This is a genomic window from Herbidospora mongoliensis (assembly GCF_001570545.1).
Taxonomy (GTDB): domain Bacteria; phylum Actinomycetota; class Actinomycetes; order Streptosporangiales; family Streptosporangiaceae; genus Herbidospora; species Herbidospora mongoliensis.
In genome coordinates this window covers 1-16,371 of the sequence record NZ_BBXD01000036.1, presented here as the reverse complement: position 1 = coordinate 16,371, position 16,371 = coordinate 1, and the positions used below count along the sequence as shown (strand labels likewise).

The following is a 16,371-nucleotide window of genomic DNA, read 5'->3' as shown; positions in this document are numbered from 1 at the left end:
CCGGCCGCCGCCATACCCTCTCCTTTCTGGGATGGGGTGGCGGGCCACAACAAAGCTTTGAACCACGGCCACCGGCATTCGAAGGTTTGACCGGGTTTGACTCCTTGCGCGCGAATGGCCGCGGCCTTCGCCGTGCTTCGACGACCTGGTGGGACGTGCGCTGGCCGCCCATCCACCACGCGGGTCCGGCAAGCAGAGCCCGGCCCGCAAACTGGCCCTGCGGCTACGCGACCATCCACAGCGCAATTTCCGGAGCGCTCTCAATGTGGCGACAGCCTGGCGCGGTCCCACGGTGGTGCCGGTCTCGGCCAGGTCCAGCCCATCAACCTCTCGCTTGCGGGGCCGGACGCAGGCGTCACAGCCGTCGTCCGCTCCAGCCATGCTCGCCCAGATGCCCCTGGACGAGTCGATGACCGAGACCGCCTCCAGGATCAGAAGGGGATCCGCCGCAGGACGCCCCGAGGCAGGACGCGGATCACTCCGGCCAGGACGCGGGCGGAGCGGGGGGTCCAGACCACCGCGCGGCCTCGCCAGACGGCCTGCGTGATCGCGGCGGCGGCCCGCTCGGGGGTTCCGGCCAGCGGCGGGGCCGGAAGATGGGCGGTCATCCGGCTTCGGACGAACCCAGCCCGCACCACGACCACCCGAACCCCGGTTCCGATGAGGGAGTCGGCCAGCCCGTCGTAGAACGCGCTCATCCCGGCCTTGGCGGACCCATACAGGAAATTGGCCTGGCGTGGACGCTCGCCCGCCACGGACGAGAGCGCGATGATCACACCGTGACCCTGCGCCCTCATCTCCCGGGCCAGGATCACGCCCACGCTCACGGCTCCGGTGAAGTTGACCGACGCGGTCTGGACGGCGATGGCCGGGTCGTCCATAGCCGCCCGCTGGTCGGGCAGTAGGCCGAAGGCCACGATCGCCATGTCGATGTCACGCCGGGCAAAGCACTGCCCCAGCGCCGCCGCGTGCGTCTGCGGTTCGGCCGCGTCGAACTCGACCACTTCGACGACCGCTCCACGGCCGGCCAGCCGCGCGACCGCTTCCTTCAGCCGGGGTGAGTCGCGGGCCGCCAGCACGACGCGGAGCGGTCGCCCGTCGAGATACCGGGCGACGATCGCGAGGCCGATGTCGGAGGTCCCTCCGAGGAGCAGTAGTGACTGGGGGCGGCCCAGCGCGTCCATCACAGTGACAGTCTCCTCGCCAGGTCGGACCTGAACACACCCTGGGGGTCCAGCGTGCGGCGAATCTCCTGGAACTCGGGCAGCCGTGGATACATCTGGGCCATGTGCCGGGCACTCAGGCAGGAGTCCTTGGCGAGGTAGACCCGGCCTCCCGCGCGGGCTACTAGGTCGTCCAGACGGCCGAGCAGCGGGGCCAGTGAGGGGGATGCGGGCATATCGGCGGCGAGGGTCCATCCGTCCATCGGGAACGACAGCAGCCCGGCGTCGCGCGGGCCAAGTCTTTTCAGCACGACCAGCGGCACGCCCCCAGGTTCCGCCGCGAGCAGCTTCAGCGCGGTCCCAAGCGCGTCGACAGCGCTGGGCGGCACGACGAACTGATGCTGGACGAACCCGTGGCGCCCGTAGACGCGGTTCCATGAGACGAGCCGATCGAGCGGGAAAAAGAAAGCCGGCAGCGGCAGGACCCTGGACGTGACCAGAGGGGCCCCAGCGCGTAAGACACCGTTCGCCGCGGCCAGCGTCGCCGGCCGCATCAGCAGCGCTCCGGGCAACGGGGGACAAGGTAGCGGGCGCGGTGCGACATATGCGAGCGGCTCGGCCCGGTACCGGGGCGGAATGTCGGCGGACGCGGCGGGCCGGGCGTGGCTGAGCACCCCGCGCACCCGATGTCCAGACAGATCGATCCGGGCGACGGAGTGTTCGCCGGGTCCTTGGGCCGCGTCGAGGCCGGTGAGCAGCGCGTCCAGCCCGGCGATCCGGCGTTGGAGAACCGTGGCCCAGGCGGTGCGCAGGCGGGCGAGTCGCAGAGTCGCGCGCAGGACAATGCCGGTCAGACCCATGCCGCCCAGCGTGGCCCAGAACGTCTCCGGGGCGGCCGCAGGGCAGACCTCCCGCACCTGACCGTCGGCCGTGAGCAGATCAAAGGCGATCACGTGGCCGCCGAAGCCGCCGCTCTGCCGGTGGTTCTTGCCGTGTATGTCGGACGCGATCGCGCCACCGACCGTGACGTGCGCGCTGCCAGGAACGACCGGCAGACACCAGCCCCGGGGCACCACGGTGCGCAGGAGCGCGTCCATGGTCACGCCTGCCTCCGCGCGTATGACGCCGTCGGCCTCGTCGAAATGCAGGATGCGGGTCCGGTGGGTCATGTCGGCGACGACTCCACCGCTGTTCTGCGCGGCGTCCCCGTAGGCTCGTCCGGCACCCCGGGCGAGCACGCCGCGTGCCCCGGCGTCGTGGACGGCGGCGGCGAGCATCGCGTCGTCCGCGCCTGTCAGGATCCGCGCGTAGGTGGGGACCCCCCTGCCCCAACCGGTGAGCGGCTTCACCGTGGTCATGGCAGCGTTCTGATCGCGAACAGGCAGAACCAGATGACGCCCAGCAGTTGGAGAACGCGATCTCCACGCAGGAGATGTTCGGGGCTGCTTCCCCGCGCCTGCCTCACGGCTACCGCATACCGCACGAGTACGAGCGTATAGGGAATCAGCGACAAGATGAGGAGCACTCTGCCGTCCCGGTCATAGGACGCGGCGGCGCCGAGTGCGTACGACGCCACGGACGCGACGGCCGCCGCCAGCACAATTCTGCGAAGTTGCGGTGCCCGGTAGTGGGCGAGCGAGGGACGAATGCGCGCACGGAGTTCTCCGAAGACGACGGCCTCGCTGTAGCGTTTTCCGGCCACCACGAACAGCGCCCCGGTGAATACGACGACCAGCAGCCATGAGGGGGTCGATATGCCTCCGGCCTGGGCTCCGGCAATGACGCGCAGCGGAAATCCCGACGCCACAGCCACCAGGTCCACGCCGCGGACGTCACGCAGAACTATGCAGTACGCGAGCGAGATCGCTATATAGAGGGCGATCACCGGCCCGGCGCGTACGGCGAACCCGAGGCCGAGACCGCTGATGACCAGGCAACCGCCGACGACGAGCGCCAAGGAGGGAGACAGGGTTCTGGCCGCGACCGGCCGGGACCGCTTGGTGTCGTGCTGCCGGTCCTGTTCGGCGTCCCGTACGTCATTGACGAAGTACACACCCGAGGCGGCGAGGCAGAACGCGGCGAACGCGATGCCGAACGCCAGCGCGGCCTGCGGCTCGAACACGGTCCCGCCGATGAGGCCGGGGAACATCACGAGAACATTCTTCGCCCACTGCCGGGGTCGGGCCGTTTGAATCAGCTGAGAAATGGTCCGGTAACGCCCCGCCATAGTGGCCCCCAGTTAAGGCCACGCCGAAATGGCATTATCGGCGGCCACGTGTGATAAGAACTCCGCGATTCTCAAGCTTAGGTTTTCGTGCCCCACTGCGCCATTGGAAGACAGGCATCTGGATGGCCTCAGGTGGCCCTGCGCCGGGAGATTCATTGTCCATTCATTTCTCCGACGTTGACAGGCCCGCCCATTCCTCGGCTCCGTACTCGGACCAACGGCACAGCGCCGCCACGATTGTCCGGGCGACGCTGATCAACCGCGCGGGAAAGTACCGCTGCCGAGGGCGTGCCTCTACGCTTCGACGAATGAGCAGCACGCGTCCCGATCGCCCGCATGTTTTCGTCTCCTACGCGCGCGAGGACAGGGAACTGTGCCGTCGCCTGGTGCTGATGCTGGGCCTGGTGCTGAATGAGCGGGGCTACCGCGTTTGGTGGGACCAGACCATGGTCGCGGGAGAATGGAACGAGGAATTGGACCTCGCCCTGGACGGCGCCGCCGCGAGCCTGCTCCTGATCAGCGAAGACTCGCTGACCTCCGAGTTCATCATGGAGAAGGAACTGCCCCGGCTGTTGACGCGGGGCCGACGCGTGGCGCCGGTCTACGTCCGGCCGTGCCCGTGGGGCAGCGTGCCCGCCATCGCCGCGTTGCAGTTCCTGGGCTCCGCCGAGCAAGCGCTGACCGAGCGGACCGGCGACCTGGCCGCCGCACTGACCGATCTCGCCCAACGGGCGCCGGATTTCCTCGGCCTCTCCACGCTCTCGCCCGGGTCGTCGGCCGGAGCCGCCGTCGCCGCGAGCGTGCCCAGCGCCGAGGTAGCCCTTCCGTCCGCTCAGCTGGGCCCAGTGCACGGCGTTCCCGAGCTGCCGATCAACCACTTTGTCCGCCCGGCCGAGCTGGGCGCTCTGCGCTCTTTGATACTCGGCACCCATGACGCCGTGGGCGTGCAGGGCGCGGGTGGAATGGGCAAGACCGTGCTGGCCACCGCCCTGGCCCGAGATCCCGCAGTCCGGCAGGCCTTCCCCGACGGCATCTACTGGATCACGCTCGGGGAGCGTCCCGATCCGGTGGCCGCCCAGATCGGGCTGGCCCGCCTGCTGGGTATACAAGGCGGTTTCCGCAACGAGGTCGACGGACGGGCCGCACTGCGCGAGGCGCTCAGCGGGAAGCGGGTGCTGCTGGTCATCGACGACGTCTGGTCCGCAGCTGCGGCCGAGGCGTTGCTGGTCACCGGGGCGGAGGGGCGGACCGTTCTGACCACCCGGCACCTACTGGTCCTGACCCGGCTGCACGCCCCGGCCTTCGCGCTGGAACGGCTCGGGCCCGAGGAGGCCCGAAAATTTCTGGCCCACATGACCTCCCATCCCGAGCCGCTGCCCCCACAGACCGACGAACTGGTCGAGGCTCTGGGCGGGGTAATCCTGGCGCTGGCTCTGCTCGGCGCAACCATCGCCCACGGCACCTCCTGGGCTGCCGCGCTGGCCGAGGTACACAAAGCCGGCGACGTGTACACCGACGACGGCTTCGCCAACCAATTCCGGGCCCTCCAGTTGGCCTGGAGCGCGCTCGACGAGCACGAGCGGCGGCGATACGGCGAACTGGTGGTGTTCGGCGACGACGTGACAGCGCCCGGAGCCACGGTCGCCCGGCTGTGGCGGCACACAGCCGGACTTGACGACGCGGCCAGCAGGTTGCTGTGCATGGCGTTCGCCAACCGAAATCTGCTCATATTCGACGGCGGCGTACGCCTGCACGATCAGCAGCGGGCCTTCCTGCTGCTGCAGATTCCCGACTCCGCGCTGGCGCACCGTCAGCTGCTGATCGCCCACCAGGACGCGCTGGTCACGCCCGGACGGTGGAGCAGCCTTCCCGACGACGAGCCCTACCTGCCCGACCATCTGGTCGAGCACCTCATCGCGGCGGGTGATGTGTTCGACCTGCAGGAGGTGTCCACCGACCCGGTCTGGCTGCTGCGCCGCTTCCACCACGACGGCCCGCACGCCCCGGAGTCCGATCTCGAACACGCGTTGGCCGCACTGCCTACCTTCCGGGCCGGGCAGCAGACTCTCGATCGGTTCCGCCGGATCAGTCACGCGATGAGCGCGGTCTCGACGATCGGCGACCGCGCCCTGACCCTCGCCAACCTCGGCGGTGACCTCGATCCCCGGCAGGGTCTGGACGCGCTCTTCCCGCCAGTGCGTCTGCGCCGGTCGGGAGAAGTGCGGTCAGACGCGCTCGACCGGGTCTTCGTCGGCCACCCCGCGCCCTCCGGCCAGTGGCCCCGCTGGGGAGGCGTGTGGTCGGTGGCCTGGTCGTCCGATGGCCTGCGCCTGGCCACCGGAGGCGCCGGTGGAACCGTGCGGACGTGGCCCACCGGTGCTTCCGGACCTCATTCGACGACCCTGACCGGCCACGACGCAGGCGTGCGCACCGTCGCCTGGGCGCACGGCAGCCAGCGCCTGGCCTCGGGAAGCGACGACGGGACAGCGCGCGTGTGGTATCCCGACGATCCCGGCCGCCCGCCGGTGCAGCTCATTGGGCATGCCGGCAGCGTCTGGTCGGTGGCCTGGTCACCCGACGGCCGGCGGCTCGCCACCACTGATAGCGGCGGCACGGTGAGGGTGTGGGATCCCGGCGCGCCGGGACGGCCGAGAGCCGTGCTAACCGGTCACGCCGGCAGCGTCTGGTCGGTCGCCTGGTCACCCGAGGGGCACCGGCTGGCCTCCGGGGGCGCCGACCGTACCGTACGGATCTGGGACGTATCCGACTCGCCGTCGGACAGGCGGGCCGCGTCGGTCGTACTGGCCGGACACGACGGCTGGGTGTGGTCGGTGGCCTGGTCACCCGACGGCCGGTGGATCGCATCGGCCGGGGACTCCACCGTCCGCGCATGGCCGGTGGGTGGCGGCGCCCGGCTGGTGCTGACCGGCCACGCCGGTCTGGTGTGGTCGGTGGCCTGGTCACCCGATGGCCGGCGACTGGCCTCCGGCGGGGCCGATCGGACCGTACGACTGTGGGACCTCCTTGGTTCCTTCGGCGCGGACGTTGTCGTGCTGACAGGCCACGAGGACTTCGTGTGGTCGGTGGCCTGGTCACCGGATGGCCGGCGCCTGGCCTCCGGTGGGCAGGACGAGACCGCGCGGGTGTGGAAGTCCGACGCCGCCCGCCGCCCCGAGAGCCAGGTCGATCACGGTTGGCGGGTGTTCTCGGTGGATCTATCGCCTGACGGGAGGCAGCTGGCCACCGGCACGGAAAGCGGCGCCGTGCGGCTGTGGGATCCCAACTTTCCCGAGCGGTCGGGCACCGAGGTGACCGATCTCACCAGCGGTGTGTGGGTCGTGGCGTGGGCGCCCGACGGCGGCCGGCTGGCCGTCGGCGGCGCTGACCGAATCGTGCGGATCTGGGACACCCTGGCCATGGGTGCCGCCGCGGTGCTGCTGACCGGTCACGACGGTCTGGTGCGCTCAGCGGCGTGGGCACCCGACGGCCGACGCCTGGCTACCTCCGGCGACGACGGCACCGTGCGGATCTGGGATCTCGACAGGGCAGGCTCGGTCCCGACCGTGTTGACCGGCCACCGTGGCTGGGTGCCGTCCGTGGCCTGGTCGAGCGATGGTAGGAGGCTGGCATCGGGCGGCGACGACGGCACCGTGCGGATCTGGAACGCCGACCTACCCAGTGCGCGGCCGGTGGTGCTGGGCGGCGATCTGGGCCGGGTGGCCTCGGTGGCCTGGTCCCCCGATGGCCGACTACTGGCGGCCGGCGCGGGAAACGGCGGCGTTGGGCTCTGGGACTCCGCCGTCTGGGAGCCGCCCGCACCCGACCGTGACGGGCTGGGCCGACCGGCGCCGACGTTCGCGGCCCACTCCGAAGCCGTGGTGTCGGTCGTCTGGTCGCCGGACGGCCGCCGACTGGCCACCGCGGGCGAGGACCGGACGGTGCGGATCTGGGACGCGGATGCGGCCACGCCGGTGTGCGGGGTCGGCATGGGCAGCGGCGTGTTCGCCATCGCCTGGCGCGGCGACCGAATCGTCGCCGGCATGACCACCCACTGGTCCGTTCTCACGGTCGACGAACCGGCACGGACATCGTCCCGGAGCCTGTTGTGAACGCCGGGCGATACGCGCGGCGGGCGGCGGACCTGGCCCTGGCGCAGGTCGCCGACCGCGCCCACGTCCTGCCCGGCGCGGCCGGGGCGCGACCCGGCCACCAGGACGGCACGCAGATGCGGCCGGCGGGAGTGACGCTGGTGCCTTCGCGCACCGATCCAGCCGACCCTGCCGTGTTCACAGCCCGGTGCGGCGAGCACGTCTGCGGCGGCCGGTTCGATCAGACCGCCGGCGGTATCGCTGGCGGTCGCGCCGCCCACCGCACAGACATCGACTTGCTGGTGTACCTCGCCGAACTCGCCTCACTCCCCGAGCACGACTGGCAACCCTACTTCGAGTTCTTCAGCCCCCGATGCCTCGACAGCGGGTCCGAGGCCCATCGGATCGTCTGGGGCGAGGATTGCCGCGGCCGACGCCACTTCGACGCCGTGGGGCTGGTGAACTGGTGCATGGAACAGGCCGTCGAAGCCCGATACCCGATCACCTTCGACATCATCACTTGGGCCACCGATGCCAGCGGCACCATGTCCGTTCCGGTCACCGACCCGCTTTGCCCCGGCGACATCGTCCTCACCGACGGGCACAACGAGATCGGCATCCTGGCCGACGTCGGTGACCCGGCTGCCCCGGCGGAGTCCGGCCAGGTCGTGCTCGCCGGGCAGACGACGGTCGGCGTGGCCTGTCGCCCCTTCTCACCGGCTGACTGGACGCGACGCCGGAGGCCGACCGCCGCACTGCTACGTGACTGATGGAGGGTCCAGTGAAGCCCGCGACCTACACCTACTGCGGCGGACGACCGTGCGACCTCGCCGCCATCTCCAAACGGGTGCCCATTCCCCCGAGTGGGGACCGCCGATCGTGGGAGCTGGCCGTCCCGGCCGCCGTGCTGGCCGTGGCCGGATGGCGCCGCCGCTGGGCCACGGAGGATGCCTTCATCAACTTCCGGGTCGTCGCCGTTACCCGGCACGGCCGCCAGCCTTTCGCCTTCAACCGCGGTGAACGGGTCGAGACGGCGACCAGCCCGCTGTGGTCGGCCATGCTCGTCGGCCTGGACGCGGCCCTGGGACGACACATCCCACTGGAGCGGCTGGCGGTCGGCGCCGGGCTCGGCCTGTCCGTGCTCGGCCTGTCCGCAGCCACCGCCGCGTCGGCGCGGCTGGTCCGCCATCTTGGGCCGGCTCGTCCATGGCCGGCCGGGGCGCTGGTGCTGGCGGCCCTGCCGCCCTTCTGGGACTTCGCCACCTCAGGGCTGGAGACCGGTCTCACCTTCGCCTGGCTCGGCGGCTGCCAGTGGCTGCTCACCCGTCGCTACACCGATTCGCCCCCCGCTGTGGATTGGCTGCCGGTGCTGCTCGGTCTCGGGCCACTCATCCGGCCCGACCTGGCCCTGTTCAGCGCGGCCTTCCTGACCACCCAGCTGTCACTGAGCCGGCCGGGGCTACCAGCCGCCGCCCGGACGATCGGGGTAGCCCTCGCCGCACCCGCCGCCTACCAGCTGTTCCGCATGGCATACTTCGCCGCGACAGTGCCCAACACTGCGCTGGTCAAGGAGGCAGGTCACAGCAATTGGCGCAAAGGTCTGGCCTACCTGGACAACCACACCACGACCTACTTGCTCGCGGTGCCCGGCGCGCTAGTCGCCATGTGGGCAGGACGGTGGCTGGCCGGGTCGGCGCCCACCGGCGATCGCCGACTCCTGGTTCTCCTCGGGACGCCTGTCGCCGGGGCACTCCTGCACGCCGCCTTCGTCGTCCGGGTGGGCGGCGACTTCATGCACAGCCGCTTGCTGCTCCCCGCCACTTTCGGACTGTTCATGGTCGCCGCCGCCCTGCCCTCCCGCACAGTGAGCTGGATAGTCCCGGCGGCGCTGGTCGCCTGGGCGGCGGCTTGCGGGCTCCGGCTACGCCTCCCCGACCGGCCCCCGGCCCGCTGGTCCGACATCGTCGACGAGCGCGCCTGGTGGGTGCGGGAGTCCGGCCACCCCCACCCGGTCACCCTCGACGATCACAGCCGTGTCGCCAGCGCCCGCACCGGCCGGCGCGCCCGCACGCTCGCCGCCCAGGGCGCAGACGTGCTGGTACGCATCGATGATCAGGAACACGCCCTGGCCCCCGGATCCGGGGTCGTGCTCGAATCCATCACCATCGGCCTGGGCTCGGTCGCGGCCGGGCCCGACGTCCACGTGATCGACGTGCTCGGCCTCGCCGACGCCGTGGGCAGTCGCATCCCCGCCGACCCGGCCGCGCGCATCGGCCATCAGAAACGCCTGCCTCCCGCTCTCGTCCTCGCCCGGCTCGCCCTCGCCGACGAGGATGACGCGGGCCTGCCGGCTGATGTCGACCGGACCGCGCTGGAGGCCGCCCGCCGACTGCTGCGCCAACCGGCCATCGCGCGCCTCTTGGCCGCCACCCAGGATCCGCTGACTCCCACGCGCGCTCTGCGCAACGTCCACCAGGCGGTTGGCCTGACTCGACTTCGCGTGGCCACGGACACGGTGTCGAGGATCACCCCCCGCAGTCAAGTCGGCAGCGACAGGCACGAAAGCGTGGACCCGGCCGAACCGATGGCGTCTCGGCGGTGGGCCCGCGCGGCGGTGCTCGCCGCAGCCGGAGGTGTGGCCGTGGGGGTGTCGGTGGCGGTCGTCCGGGCACTGCGACGCCGGTGATGAATCCCCTAACAGGAGGCTGACCGGTCCGACGCCATCGGCGGAGGCGATCACCGTCTGGCTGAACACCCGCAAGTGCTTCTCTTGTAGGCAGGTTTCGATTCCTGAAGAGGAGCCAGTGCGGCAGGATGGCCGGTCGTGCTCCTTCGCCTGGCCTACCTGGCCGTCACGAACACCTTCGCGGCGCTGCGGTTGCTGCCGTAGGGCGATCGGGACAAGGACATCGAGATCCTCGCCCTGCGTCACCAGATCACCGTTCTCGAACGGCAACTCGGCGTCGGCGCTCGGGTGAGGTTCGCTTCTGAGGATCGAGCGTTCCTCGCCGCTCTCCTGGCGCCGCTTCCCCGCGACGTTCTGCACCGGCTGAGGCTCCTCGTCCGGCCGGATACTGTCGTGCGGTGGCACCGCGATCTGGTGAAACGGTGTCATGCTCCTGTCTGCGTGCCGAAACGGCGCGGGCGCCTGCCCACTGTTCGATCCGCGCCCTCGTCCTCCGCCTGGTCCGGGAGAATCCGTCCTGGGGGTACCGGAGGGTGCACGGAGAGCTCGCCACGCTCGGCATCACGGTCGCGCCGTCCACGGTCTGGGAGATCCTCAAGAGGGAAGGCATCGATCCGGCACCCGAGCGGGCGTCGACCACCTGGGCCGACTTCCTGAGTTCCCAAGCCGAGGTGCTACTGGCGTGTGACTTCATCGAGACCGTCACCTTGGATGGGCGGCGTCAGTACATCCTGGCCGTCATCGACCACGCGACCAGACGCGTCCGCGTTCTCGGTACCGCCGCACACCCGACCGGGAACTGGGTCACCCAGGCCCTCAGGAATCTGGTGATGGATCTGGAGGACACCGGCTGCCGGGCCTGTTACTTGATCCGCGACCGGGACGGCAAGTTCCCTGTTCGTCGACACGCCCGTGGGGGTGAACCACGGGGTGTCTGGAGTGAGTGAGGCCGTGTGCGCCGGTCCCCACGCCCGTGGGAGTGAACCGCCCGCGCGCTGATCAGGCCCGTCTTTTGGTCAGCTCGACTGGCGGAGCTGCGCGGCGTCGTCGCGGCATAGGCGTCACGTTCTGGAAGTAGCCGTTGTCCAGAACCAGCCTCGTGGCGCCCTGGGCGTAGTCGCTGCTGAGTGCGCGTAGGTGACAAGATCATGAAATCTACAATGTAAAGGCAGCGAGTATTGTCGGCACTCTGATCAAATCCCACAACAGACCTTCATCGACAGCCTCCCCTTGACGTGGGCAAGATCAAATTCATCTCATAAGGCTCCGAGTTGGGCCGAGGTCGATTTGACGAGTGGGGGAGTGGTGACACTGCAAAAGCCCCGCGACCGTGGACCAGGCTGAGCCTGGATCACCGAGCCGAATCTGACACGAATGCCGTAAACGTGAGGAATTCCCCCCGACCTGGGATGTGGGAGTTCCTGAGGCTTCCGTCAACCAGTTCGAGATGGCACCTCCGAAGTGCAAGTCTTTTCATGCTCCGGCCAAGACCCATGCGGTCTTCGACGAGGAGCACCTGGTCGCCTATGCGGGCTGGTGTCGGTGATGCGGCTGGCTGAGCGCTGCGGTCTGGACGGGCGGGTGGGCGAGCACGTGGCGAGCGCCGACCCGCCCCTCACTCGCCGAGTGCGGGGGTCAGGTAGCCCACCAGCATCGTCTTCAGTTCGGCGATGAGCTCGGTGGAGCGCTGTGGCGGGGCCGAGGCGACAAGCGGCATGACCGCCTTCACCGTCGCCAGCGACATGGTGGCCAGCGTGAGGCAGCGCTCCTGGTCCAGGTGCGGGGCGCGGATCGAGAGGACCTGCGCGACGCGCGTGGAGATGCCTGCGTGGAGTTGCTCGGAGGCCCAGGCCAGGCGGTCGCCGGTCGCCGAGCCGTGCAGCAGTGCCCAGTAGGCGGGGCGGCTGCCCTTGAAGTCGGCGATCTCATCGACGAGTTGGTCAACCAGCTCGGGCAGCGGTATCCGCGTCACGTCGCCGGTCAGCCGCTCGTTCCAGTGCTGCTGTCTGCCGTCGGTGAACCGGGTGAGCAGGGCCTCCAGGATCTCTTCCTTGTGATGGAAGAACTGGTACAGCGAGCCTGGCGACATCCCGGCTCGCGCGGCGATCGCGTTGGTGGTCGCCTCGGCGTAGCCGATGTCGGCGATCACCTCCTCCGCCGCGTCGAGGATCTCCTCCATGCGTTTGAGGCCGCGTGCCTGGCGGCGTACAGGCTTGCGTGTCTCGACCACGGATCACCGTCCACGTTGACAAATGCGAGCTTTTACTTGTATTTCTGATTCCGACGCTAAATGCGAGTAGTTTACCGACTTCGGGGTTGATCACGATGACCGCCCGCACCCATGCCCCTCCGGTAACCGCGCCGCCGGTGCCCCCGCTGCGCCGCCTCGGCTACCTGCTGATACGACGCCGCCGTCTGGTCATGATCCTGGCCCTGCTCGGCACGGTCGTCATGGGCACGCTGGCGGCCGGCGCCGTGAGCGGGCTGTCCCTCGCCCGCTACGACGCGCCGGGCTCGGAGTCCGACCAGGCGCAGAACGAGCTTGCCGAGCGGTTCGGCACGGGTAGTGCCGACCTCGTCCTGCTCGTCACCGCCAGGGGCGGGAACGTTGATGACCCCGCCGTGGCCGCCGCCGGCCGGGAGCTGACGAGCCGGCTGGCCGCCTTCGACGGGGTGGCCGAGGCCGCCTCCTACTGGTCGCGGGGCACCCCCGCGACGCTGCGAAGCGAGAACCGCGCGCACGCGCTCGTGCTCGCGCGCATCCCGGGGGACGCCAACCTGGTCAGGGGACAGATCCTGCCGCGAATCATCCCCGAGGTGACCCGAGGCAACGACACGATCACCGTTCAGGCGGGCGGCGGGGAGGAGGTCTACCGCCAGACCGTCCCGCTGGCCAGGCAGGACTTCGTGCGGGCCGAGATGGTGATCTTTCCCCTGGTGTTCATACTGCTCTGGATCTTCCTGCGCCGCCTGGTGGCGGCCGTGGTGCCCATCGTGCTGGGCGTCTTCGTGATGGTGGTCTCGCTGGCTCTGATCCGCCTGCCGCTGCTCTACTCCGATGTCTCCACCTTCGCGCTCAACCTGACGCTGGCGCTCGGCCTCGGCCTCGGCATCGACTACGCGCTGTTCATAGTCTCGCGGTTCCGCGAGGAGGTACGGCTGGGCCATGACCGGCACGAGGCGGTCGCCAGAAGCGTCGAGAAGGCAGGCCGTACGGTGATCTTCAGTGGGGTGACCGTGGCGGCCTCGCTCGCGGTGCTGCTGCTGATGCCCTTCGACTTCTTCCGGTCCTTCGGCTACGCGGGGATCGCGGTGGTCATCGGGGGAGTGGTCGGTGCCGTGATCGTCCTGCCCGCGGTGCTCGCCGCGATCGGTGACCGGGTGCTGCCCCGCCGTACGAAGGAGGAGGACGGCATGTTCTGGCGCGGCTTGGCCACGCGCGTCATGCGCAAGCCGCTGATCTTCGGCGGAGTGGCGACGGTGGTGCTCCTGCTGTTCGGCTCGCCCTTCCTCGGGCTGAACTTCGGCGTCGCAGACGATCGCATCCTGCCCACCTCGGCGCCGGCGCGGCAGACCTCCGAGGTGATCCGGGCGGAGTTCCCCGCGGAGGAGAGCGACGCGCTGCAGGTCGTCTCCGCCGGGACCGCCGACGCGGCGGGGGTGCCCGGCTACGCGGCCGCGCTGTCGCGGCTGCCCGGGGTCGCCCAGGTGGACTCGGCGGCGGGATCCTATGCCGAGGGGCAGCGGGTCGGCGACGGCGATCCCGGGCGGTTCCAGGGCGTCGAGGGGACCTGGCTGTCCGTGGTGCCGGCCGCGGAGCTGATGGAGCGTGATCCGGTGGGCCTGGTGCGGGACGTGCGGGCGCAGGCGGCGCCGTTCGAGGTGCTCGTCGGCGGCTACCCAGCAGAGCTCGGCGACTACCGGCAGGCGGTGGTGGACCGGCTCCCGCTGCTGCTCGGGCTGATCCTTGTGGTGACGTTCGTCATCCTGTTCCTGATGACGGGAAGCCTGCTGATCCCGTTGAAGGCCACGGTGCTCAACCTGCTGAGCCTGTCGGTGATGCTGGGCGCGCTCGTGTGGATCTACCAGGAGGGGAACCTGTCGGGCCTGCTCGGCTTCACCGCGACGGGCACCCTGGATCCGAGCATTCCCATCCTGATGTTCTGCATCGGGTACGGGCTCTCGATGGACTACGAGGTGTTCCTGCTGTCGCGGATCAAGGAGGAGTACGACCGCACGGGCGACACCGTCGCCGCCGTCACGGCAGGGCTCCAGCGCAGTGCTCCGCTGATCACCGCCGCCGGTGCGATCCTGGCGATCTCCTTCGCGGCCTATGTCACCGCGGGCGTCTCCTTCGTGCAGATGCTCGGCGTCGGGATGGCGGTGGCGATCCTGGTGGATGCCACGATCATCCGGGCGATCATGGTGCCGGCCTTCATGCGGCTCGCGGGCCGGGCCAACTGGTGGGCGCCCGGCCCCCTGCGGCGGCTGCACGCGCGGATCGGGCTGAGCGAGTGATCCGTCCGCGCCAGGCTGTTGGCGTCCACCCGGCGCGCCCGGGGTTCAGGTGAGGTCATGTGCCCAGATCTGCTCCACGATGGGCTCGCGCTCTGCTGCCGGGTAGCGGTTGCGGCCTCCCACGCGGCCGGGACATCCCAGGGCGCCAAAACCGGAGTGACCGGCCGGATGCCGCTACCCGCAGAGGTCCCGCCTGTTCAGCGAGGCGAACGAGGTAGCGCCCTCGGTAGCGCACCCGCTTACCCCTACGGGGTCCACCGCTACCTTGGCAGCCGGAAAACCTGGCCAAGAGCGTCACCGTTGAGTGAGCCGCCACCAGCGGCGGCGCGGTTCACGGAGCCGGGTGGCCTCCCCCTGATGCCTGACCGACGCCTTGCGCAGGCGCTGGTCACCCGTCGATTCGTACATCTCCTGCTGGGCCTCCACCGCGAGGTCCAGCAGGGCGATGCGGTAGGACGGGTGCAGGCCCCTGATCGCGCGGTGCAGGCCCTTGACATCCCCCGCCAGGAGGCAGCGGAAGTAGTTACCGGTGACCGAGTCGGACGGGAACGCCCTGGCGGCGTCGCGGAGGCCGGAGACGTCGTTGGCGATGAAGGGCGGGATCATGGCCAGGAGCGGATCGTGGTCCGCCGGTGTGGCGATTCGCCGTTCTCTGCCCTCGGCCATGGCCTGGAGGTTGTCCGCGAATTCGATCATGTAGGAGGCGCCGAGCTCCTCCGTGCGGGTGCGGACGGCGGCTAGAAGACCACTGAAAATCTTGTTCGCGTGCTGCGACGTTGCGCGGTTCGCGATTTCTCAGATGGTCGTGGAGGCCGGCGTTTAGGACTCGCTCGCGCGGGTGAGTCCGAGGTTGATCAGGGTTCGCAGGTTGAGCGCGGCGGCGCGGGTGTGGGGCCAGGCGTTGTTCTTGATGGTGCCGACATACCGTAATCGGCGGTTGCCCCGGGCGACGATCCAGGCGATGGCGCGTTCGACCGGGGGCCTCCAGCGCCGGTAATTCTCCTGTCAGGCCGGCTCGGTGGCGGCGTGGCGGCGGGCGGAGGCAAGCTCGTCGTGGTGGGGGCGAGGGTGAGGATGCGCCCGGCTTTGGTCGTGGTGCAGCGCGGGCGCAGCGGGCAGCCGGCGCACAGGCCGGAGAACAACGCCTTGCGCTGCAGGTGGCGGCCTGACGGCGCTGACAGCGGGACTTGGTGTCCGGCCGGGCAGGTCACGGTCCCGGCGGTGGTGTCGATGGCGAAGTCGTCCAGGTTGAACCCGCCGGGCACGGCCGGCCGCAGCGGCGCGGGTTTGATCACCATGCGATGCCCTGCCGAGGCCAGCGCGTGGCGGCGAGGCCCGGTGGAGTAGGCGGCATCGCCGAAGACGTCGCAGGAGCCGTCTTCGGCGGCGAGCAGGTCCAGGGCAAGGGCGGCCTCGTGATGGACGGCGCCCGATCCGGGTCGCAGCGCCACGGTGGTGAACAGGCAGGTCTCGGGTTCGACCGCGATGTGGGCCTTGAAGCCGTCCTGGCGGTGAGTGCGGGTTTTGTGCACGTGCCATGATTCGGGATCGACGGTGGAGACCACCCGGTCGGTGACGGTCCGCTGGGCGATACGCCACCGCCCGTCGCGGCCGTCGGAACCGTCGGCCGGTTCGACGTCCTGGCCGCAGACCAGGGTCAGCAGGCCTACCGCGGTGGCCGCCTGCTCG

At 70.1% G+C, this 16,371-nt stretch carries 11 protein-coding genes and 1 pseudogene; 5 read left to right on the top strand and 7 right to left on the bottom strand.

What is annotated here, in order from left to right; translation table 11 throughout:
* Positions 1-431: 431 nt before the first annotated feature.
* From dprE2 to AW272_RS39885, 3 genes are read right to left on the bottom strand one after another with little or no spacing between them, the layout of a single operon-like run.
* Positions 432-1,184 carry a decaprenylphospho-beta-D-erythro-pentofuranosid-2-ulose 2-reductase gene (dprE2, locus tag AW272_RS39895; RefSeq protein WP_218011240.1) on the bottom strand — a complete coding sequence of 251 codons (753 nt, stop codon included), beginning with the start codon at positions 1,182-1,184 and terminating at the stop codon, positions 432-434.
* Positions 1,184-2,521, bottom strand: a complete 1,338-nt coding sequence (locus tag AW272_RS39890) for an FAD-binding oxidoreductase (protein WP_066376477.1) — start codon at positions 2,519-2,521, stop codon at positions 1,184-1,186. The genes dprE2 and AW272_RS39890 overlap by 1 nt, the downstream gene beginning before the upstream one ends.
* Positions 2,518-3,390 (bottom strand): decaprenyl-phosphate phosphoribosyltransferase, encoded by an 873-nt coding sequence (locus tag AW272_RS39885; RefSeq protein ID WP_066376475.1) that lies wholly within the window; start codon positions 3,388-3,390, stop codon positions 2,518-2,520. The genes AW272_RS39890 and AW272_RS39885 overlap by 4 nt, the downstream gene beginning before the upstream one ends.
* A 308-nt stretch (positions 3,391-3,698) precedes the next feature.
* Here AW272_RS39885 and AW272_RS39880 point away from each other — a divergent pair, with 308 nt between their 5' ends.
* The 4 genes from AW272_RS39880 to AW272_RS44670 all read left to right on the top strand — a co-directional run bounded on the left by AW272_RS39880 (position 3,699) and on the right by AW272_RS44670 (position 11,111).
* Entirely contained in the window at positions 3,699-7,499 is a 3,801-nt protein-coding gene (locus AW272_RS39880; RefSeq protein ID WP_169807737.1) for an NB-ARC domain-containing protein, read from the top strand.
* On the top strand, positions 7,496-8,248 hold the full coding sequence (locus AW272_RS39875) for a hypothetical protein (protein ID WP_066376470.1): 753 nt from the start codon (positions 7,496-7,498) through the stop codon (positions 8,246-8,248). Before AW272_RS39880 ends, AW272_RS39875 begins: the two co-directional genes overlap by 4 nt.
* 11 nt (positions 8,249-8,259) lie before the next feature.
* Complete coding sequence (locus AW272_RS39870) at positions 8,260-10,164, top strand: arabinofuranosyltransferase AftB family protein (RefSeq protein ID WP_066376466.1); 1,905 nt, start codon at positions 8,260-8,262, stop codon at positions 10,162-10,164.
* 533 nt (positions 10,165-10,697) lie between these two features.
* Positions 10,698-11,111, top strand: a complete 414-nt coding sequence (locus AW272_RS44670) for a hypothetical protein (protein WP_157519361.1) — start codon at positions 10,698-10,700, stop codon at positions 11,109-11,111.
* 668 nt (positions 11,112-11,779) lie between these two features.
* Here AW272_RS44670 and AW272_RS39860 read toward each other — a convergent pair.
* Positions 11,780-12,394, bottom strand: a complete 615-nt coding sequence (locus tag AW272_RS39860; protein ID WP_066376463.1) for a TetR/AcrR family transcriptional regulator — start codon at positions 12,392-12,394, stop codon at positions 11,780-11,782.
* Between the two features lie 95 nt (positions 12,395-12,489).
* On the opposite strand from AW272_RS39860, the gene AW272_RS39855 reads away from it, so the two are divergent.
* Complete coding sequence (locus AW272_RS39855; RefSeq protein ID WP_066376461.1) at positions 12,490-14,682, top strand: MMPL family transporter; 2,193 nt, start codon at positions 12,490-12,492, stop codon at positions 14,680-14,682.
* A gap of 294 nt (positions 14,683-14,976) precedes the next feature.
* Here the strand turns inward: AW272_RS39855 and AW272_RS39850 are convergent, their stop codons facing one another.
* The 3 genes and pseudogenes from AW272_RS39850 to AW272_RS46235 all read right to left on the bottom strand — a co-directional run.
* Positions 14,977-15,378: a hypothetical protein gene (locus AW272_RS39850; protein WP_066376459.1), complete on the bottom strand. Its 402-nt coding sequence runs from the start codon at positions 15,376-15,378 to the stop codon at positions 14,977-14,979.
* Positions 15,379-15,501: 123 nt separating this feature from the next.
* Positions 15,502-15,636 carry a hypothetical protein gene (locus AW272_RS46240; RefSeq protein WP_369408855.1) on the bottom strand — a complete coding sequence of 45 codons (135 nt, stop codon included), beginning with the start codon at positions 15,634-15,636 and terminating at the stop codon, positions 15,502-15,504.
* A 158-nt stretch (positions 15,637-15,794) separates the two neighbouring features.
* Positions 15,795-16,214: pseudogene (locus AW272_RS46235) on the bottom strand (transposase); the annotation flags it as partial.
* Positions 16,215-16,371 lie beyond the last annotated feature (157 nt).

Excerpts from the sequence above, each read along its gene's own strand:
- AW272_RS39885 (WP_066376475.1), bottom strand. The coding sequence starts at position 3,390 with ATGGCGGGGCGTTACCGGACCATTTCTCAGCTGATTCAAACGGCCCGA.
- dprE2 (WP_218011240.1), bottom strand. The coding sequence starts at position 1,184 with ATGGACGCGCTGGGCCGCCCCCAGTCACTACTGCTCCTCGGAGGGACC.
- AW272_RS39855 (WP_066376461.1), top strand. The coding sequence starts at position 12,490 with ATGACCGCCCGCACCCATGCCCCTCCGGTAACCGCGCCGCCGGTGCCC.
- AW272_RS39850 (WP_066376459.1), bottom strand. The coding sequence starts at position 15,378 with ATGATCGAATTCGCGGACAACCTCCAGGCCATGGCCGAGGGCAGAGAA.
- AW272_RS39890 (WP_066376477.1), bottom strand. The coding sequence starts at position 2,521 with ATGACCACGGTGAAGCCGCTCACCGGTTGGGGCAGGGGGGTCCCCACC.
- AW272_RS39880 (WP_169807737.1), top strand. The coding sequence starts at position 3,699 with ATGAGCAGCACGCGTCCCGATCGCCCGCATGTTTTCGTCTCCTACGCG.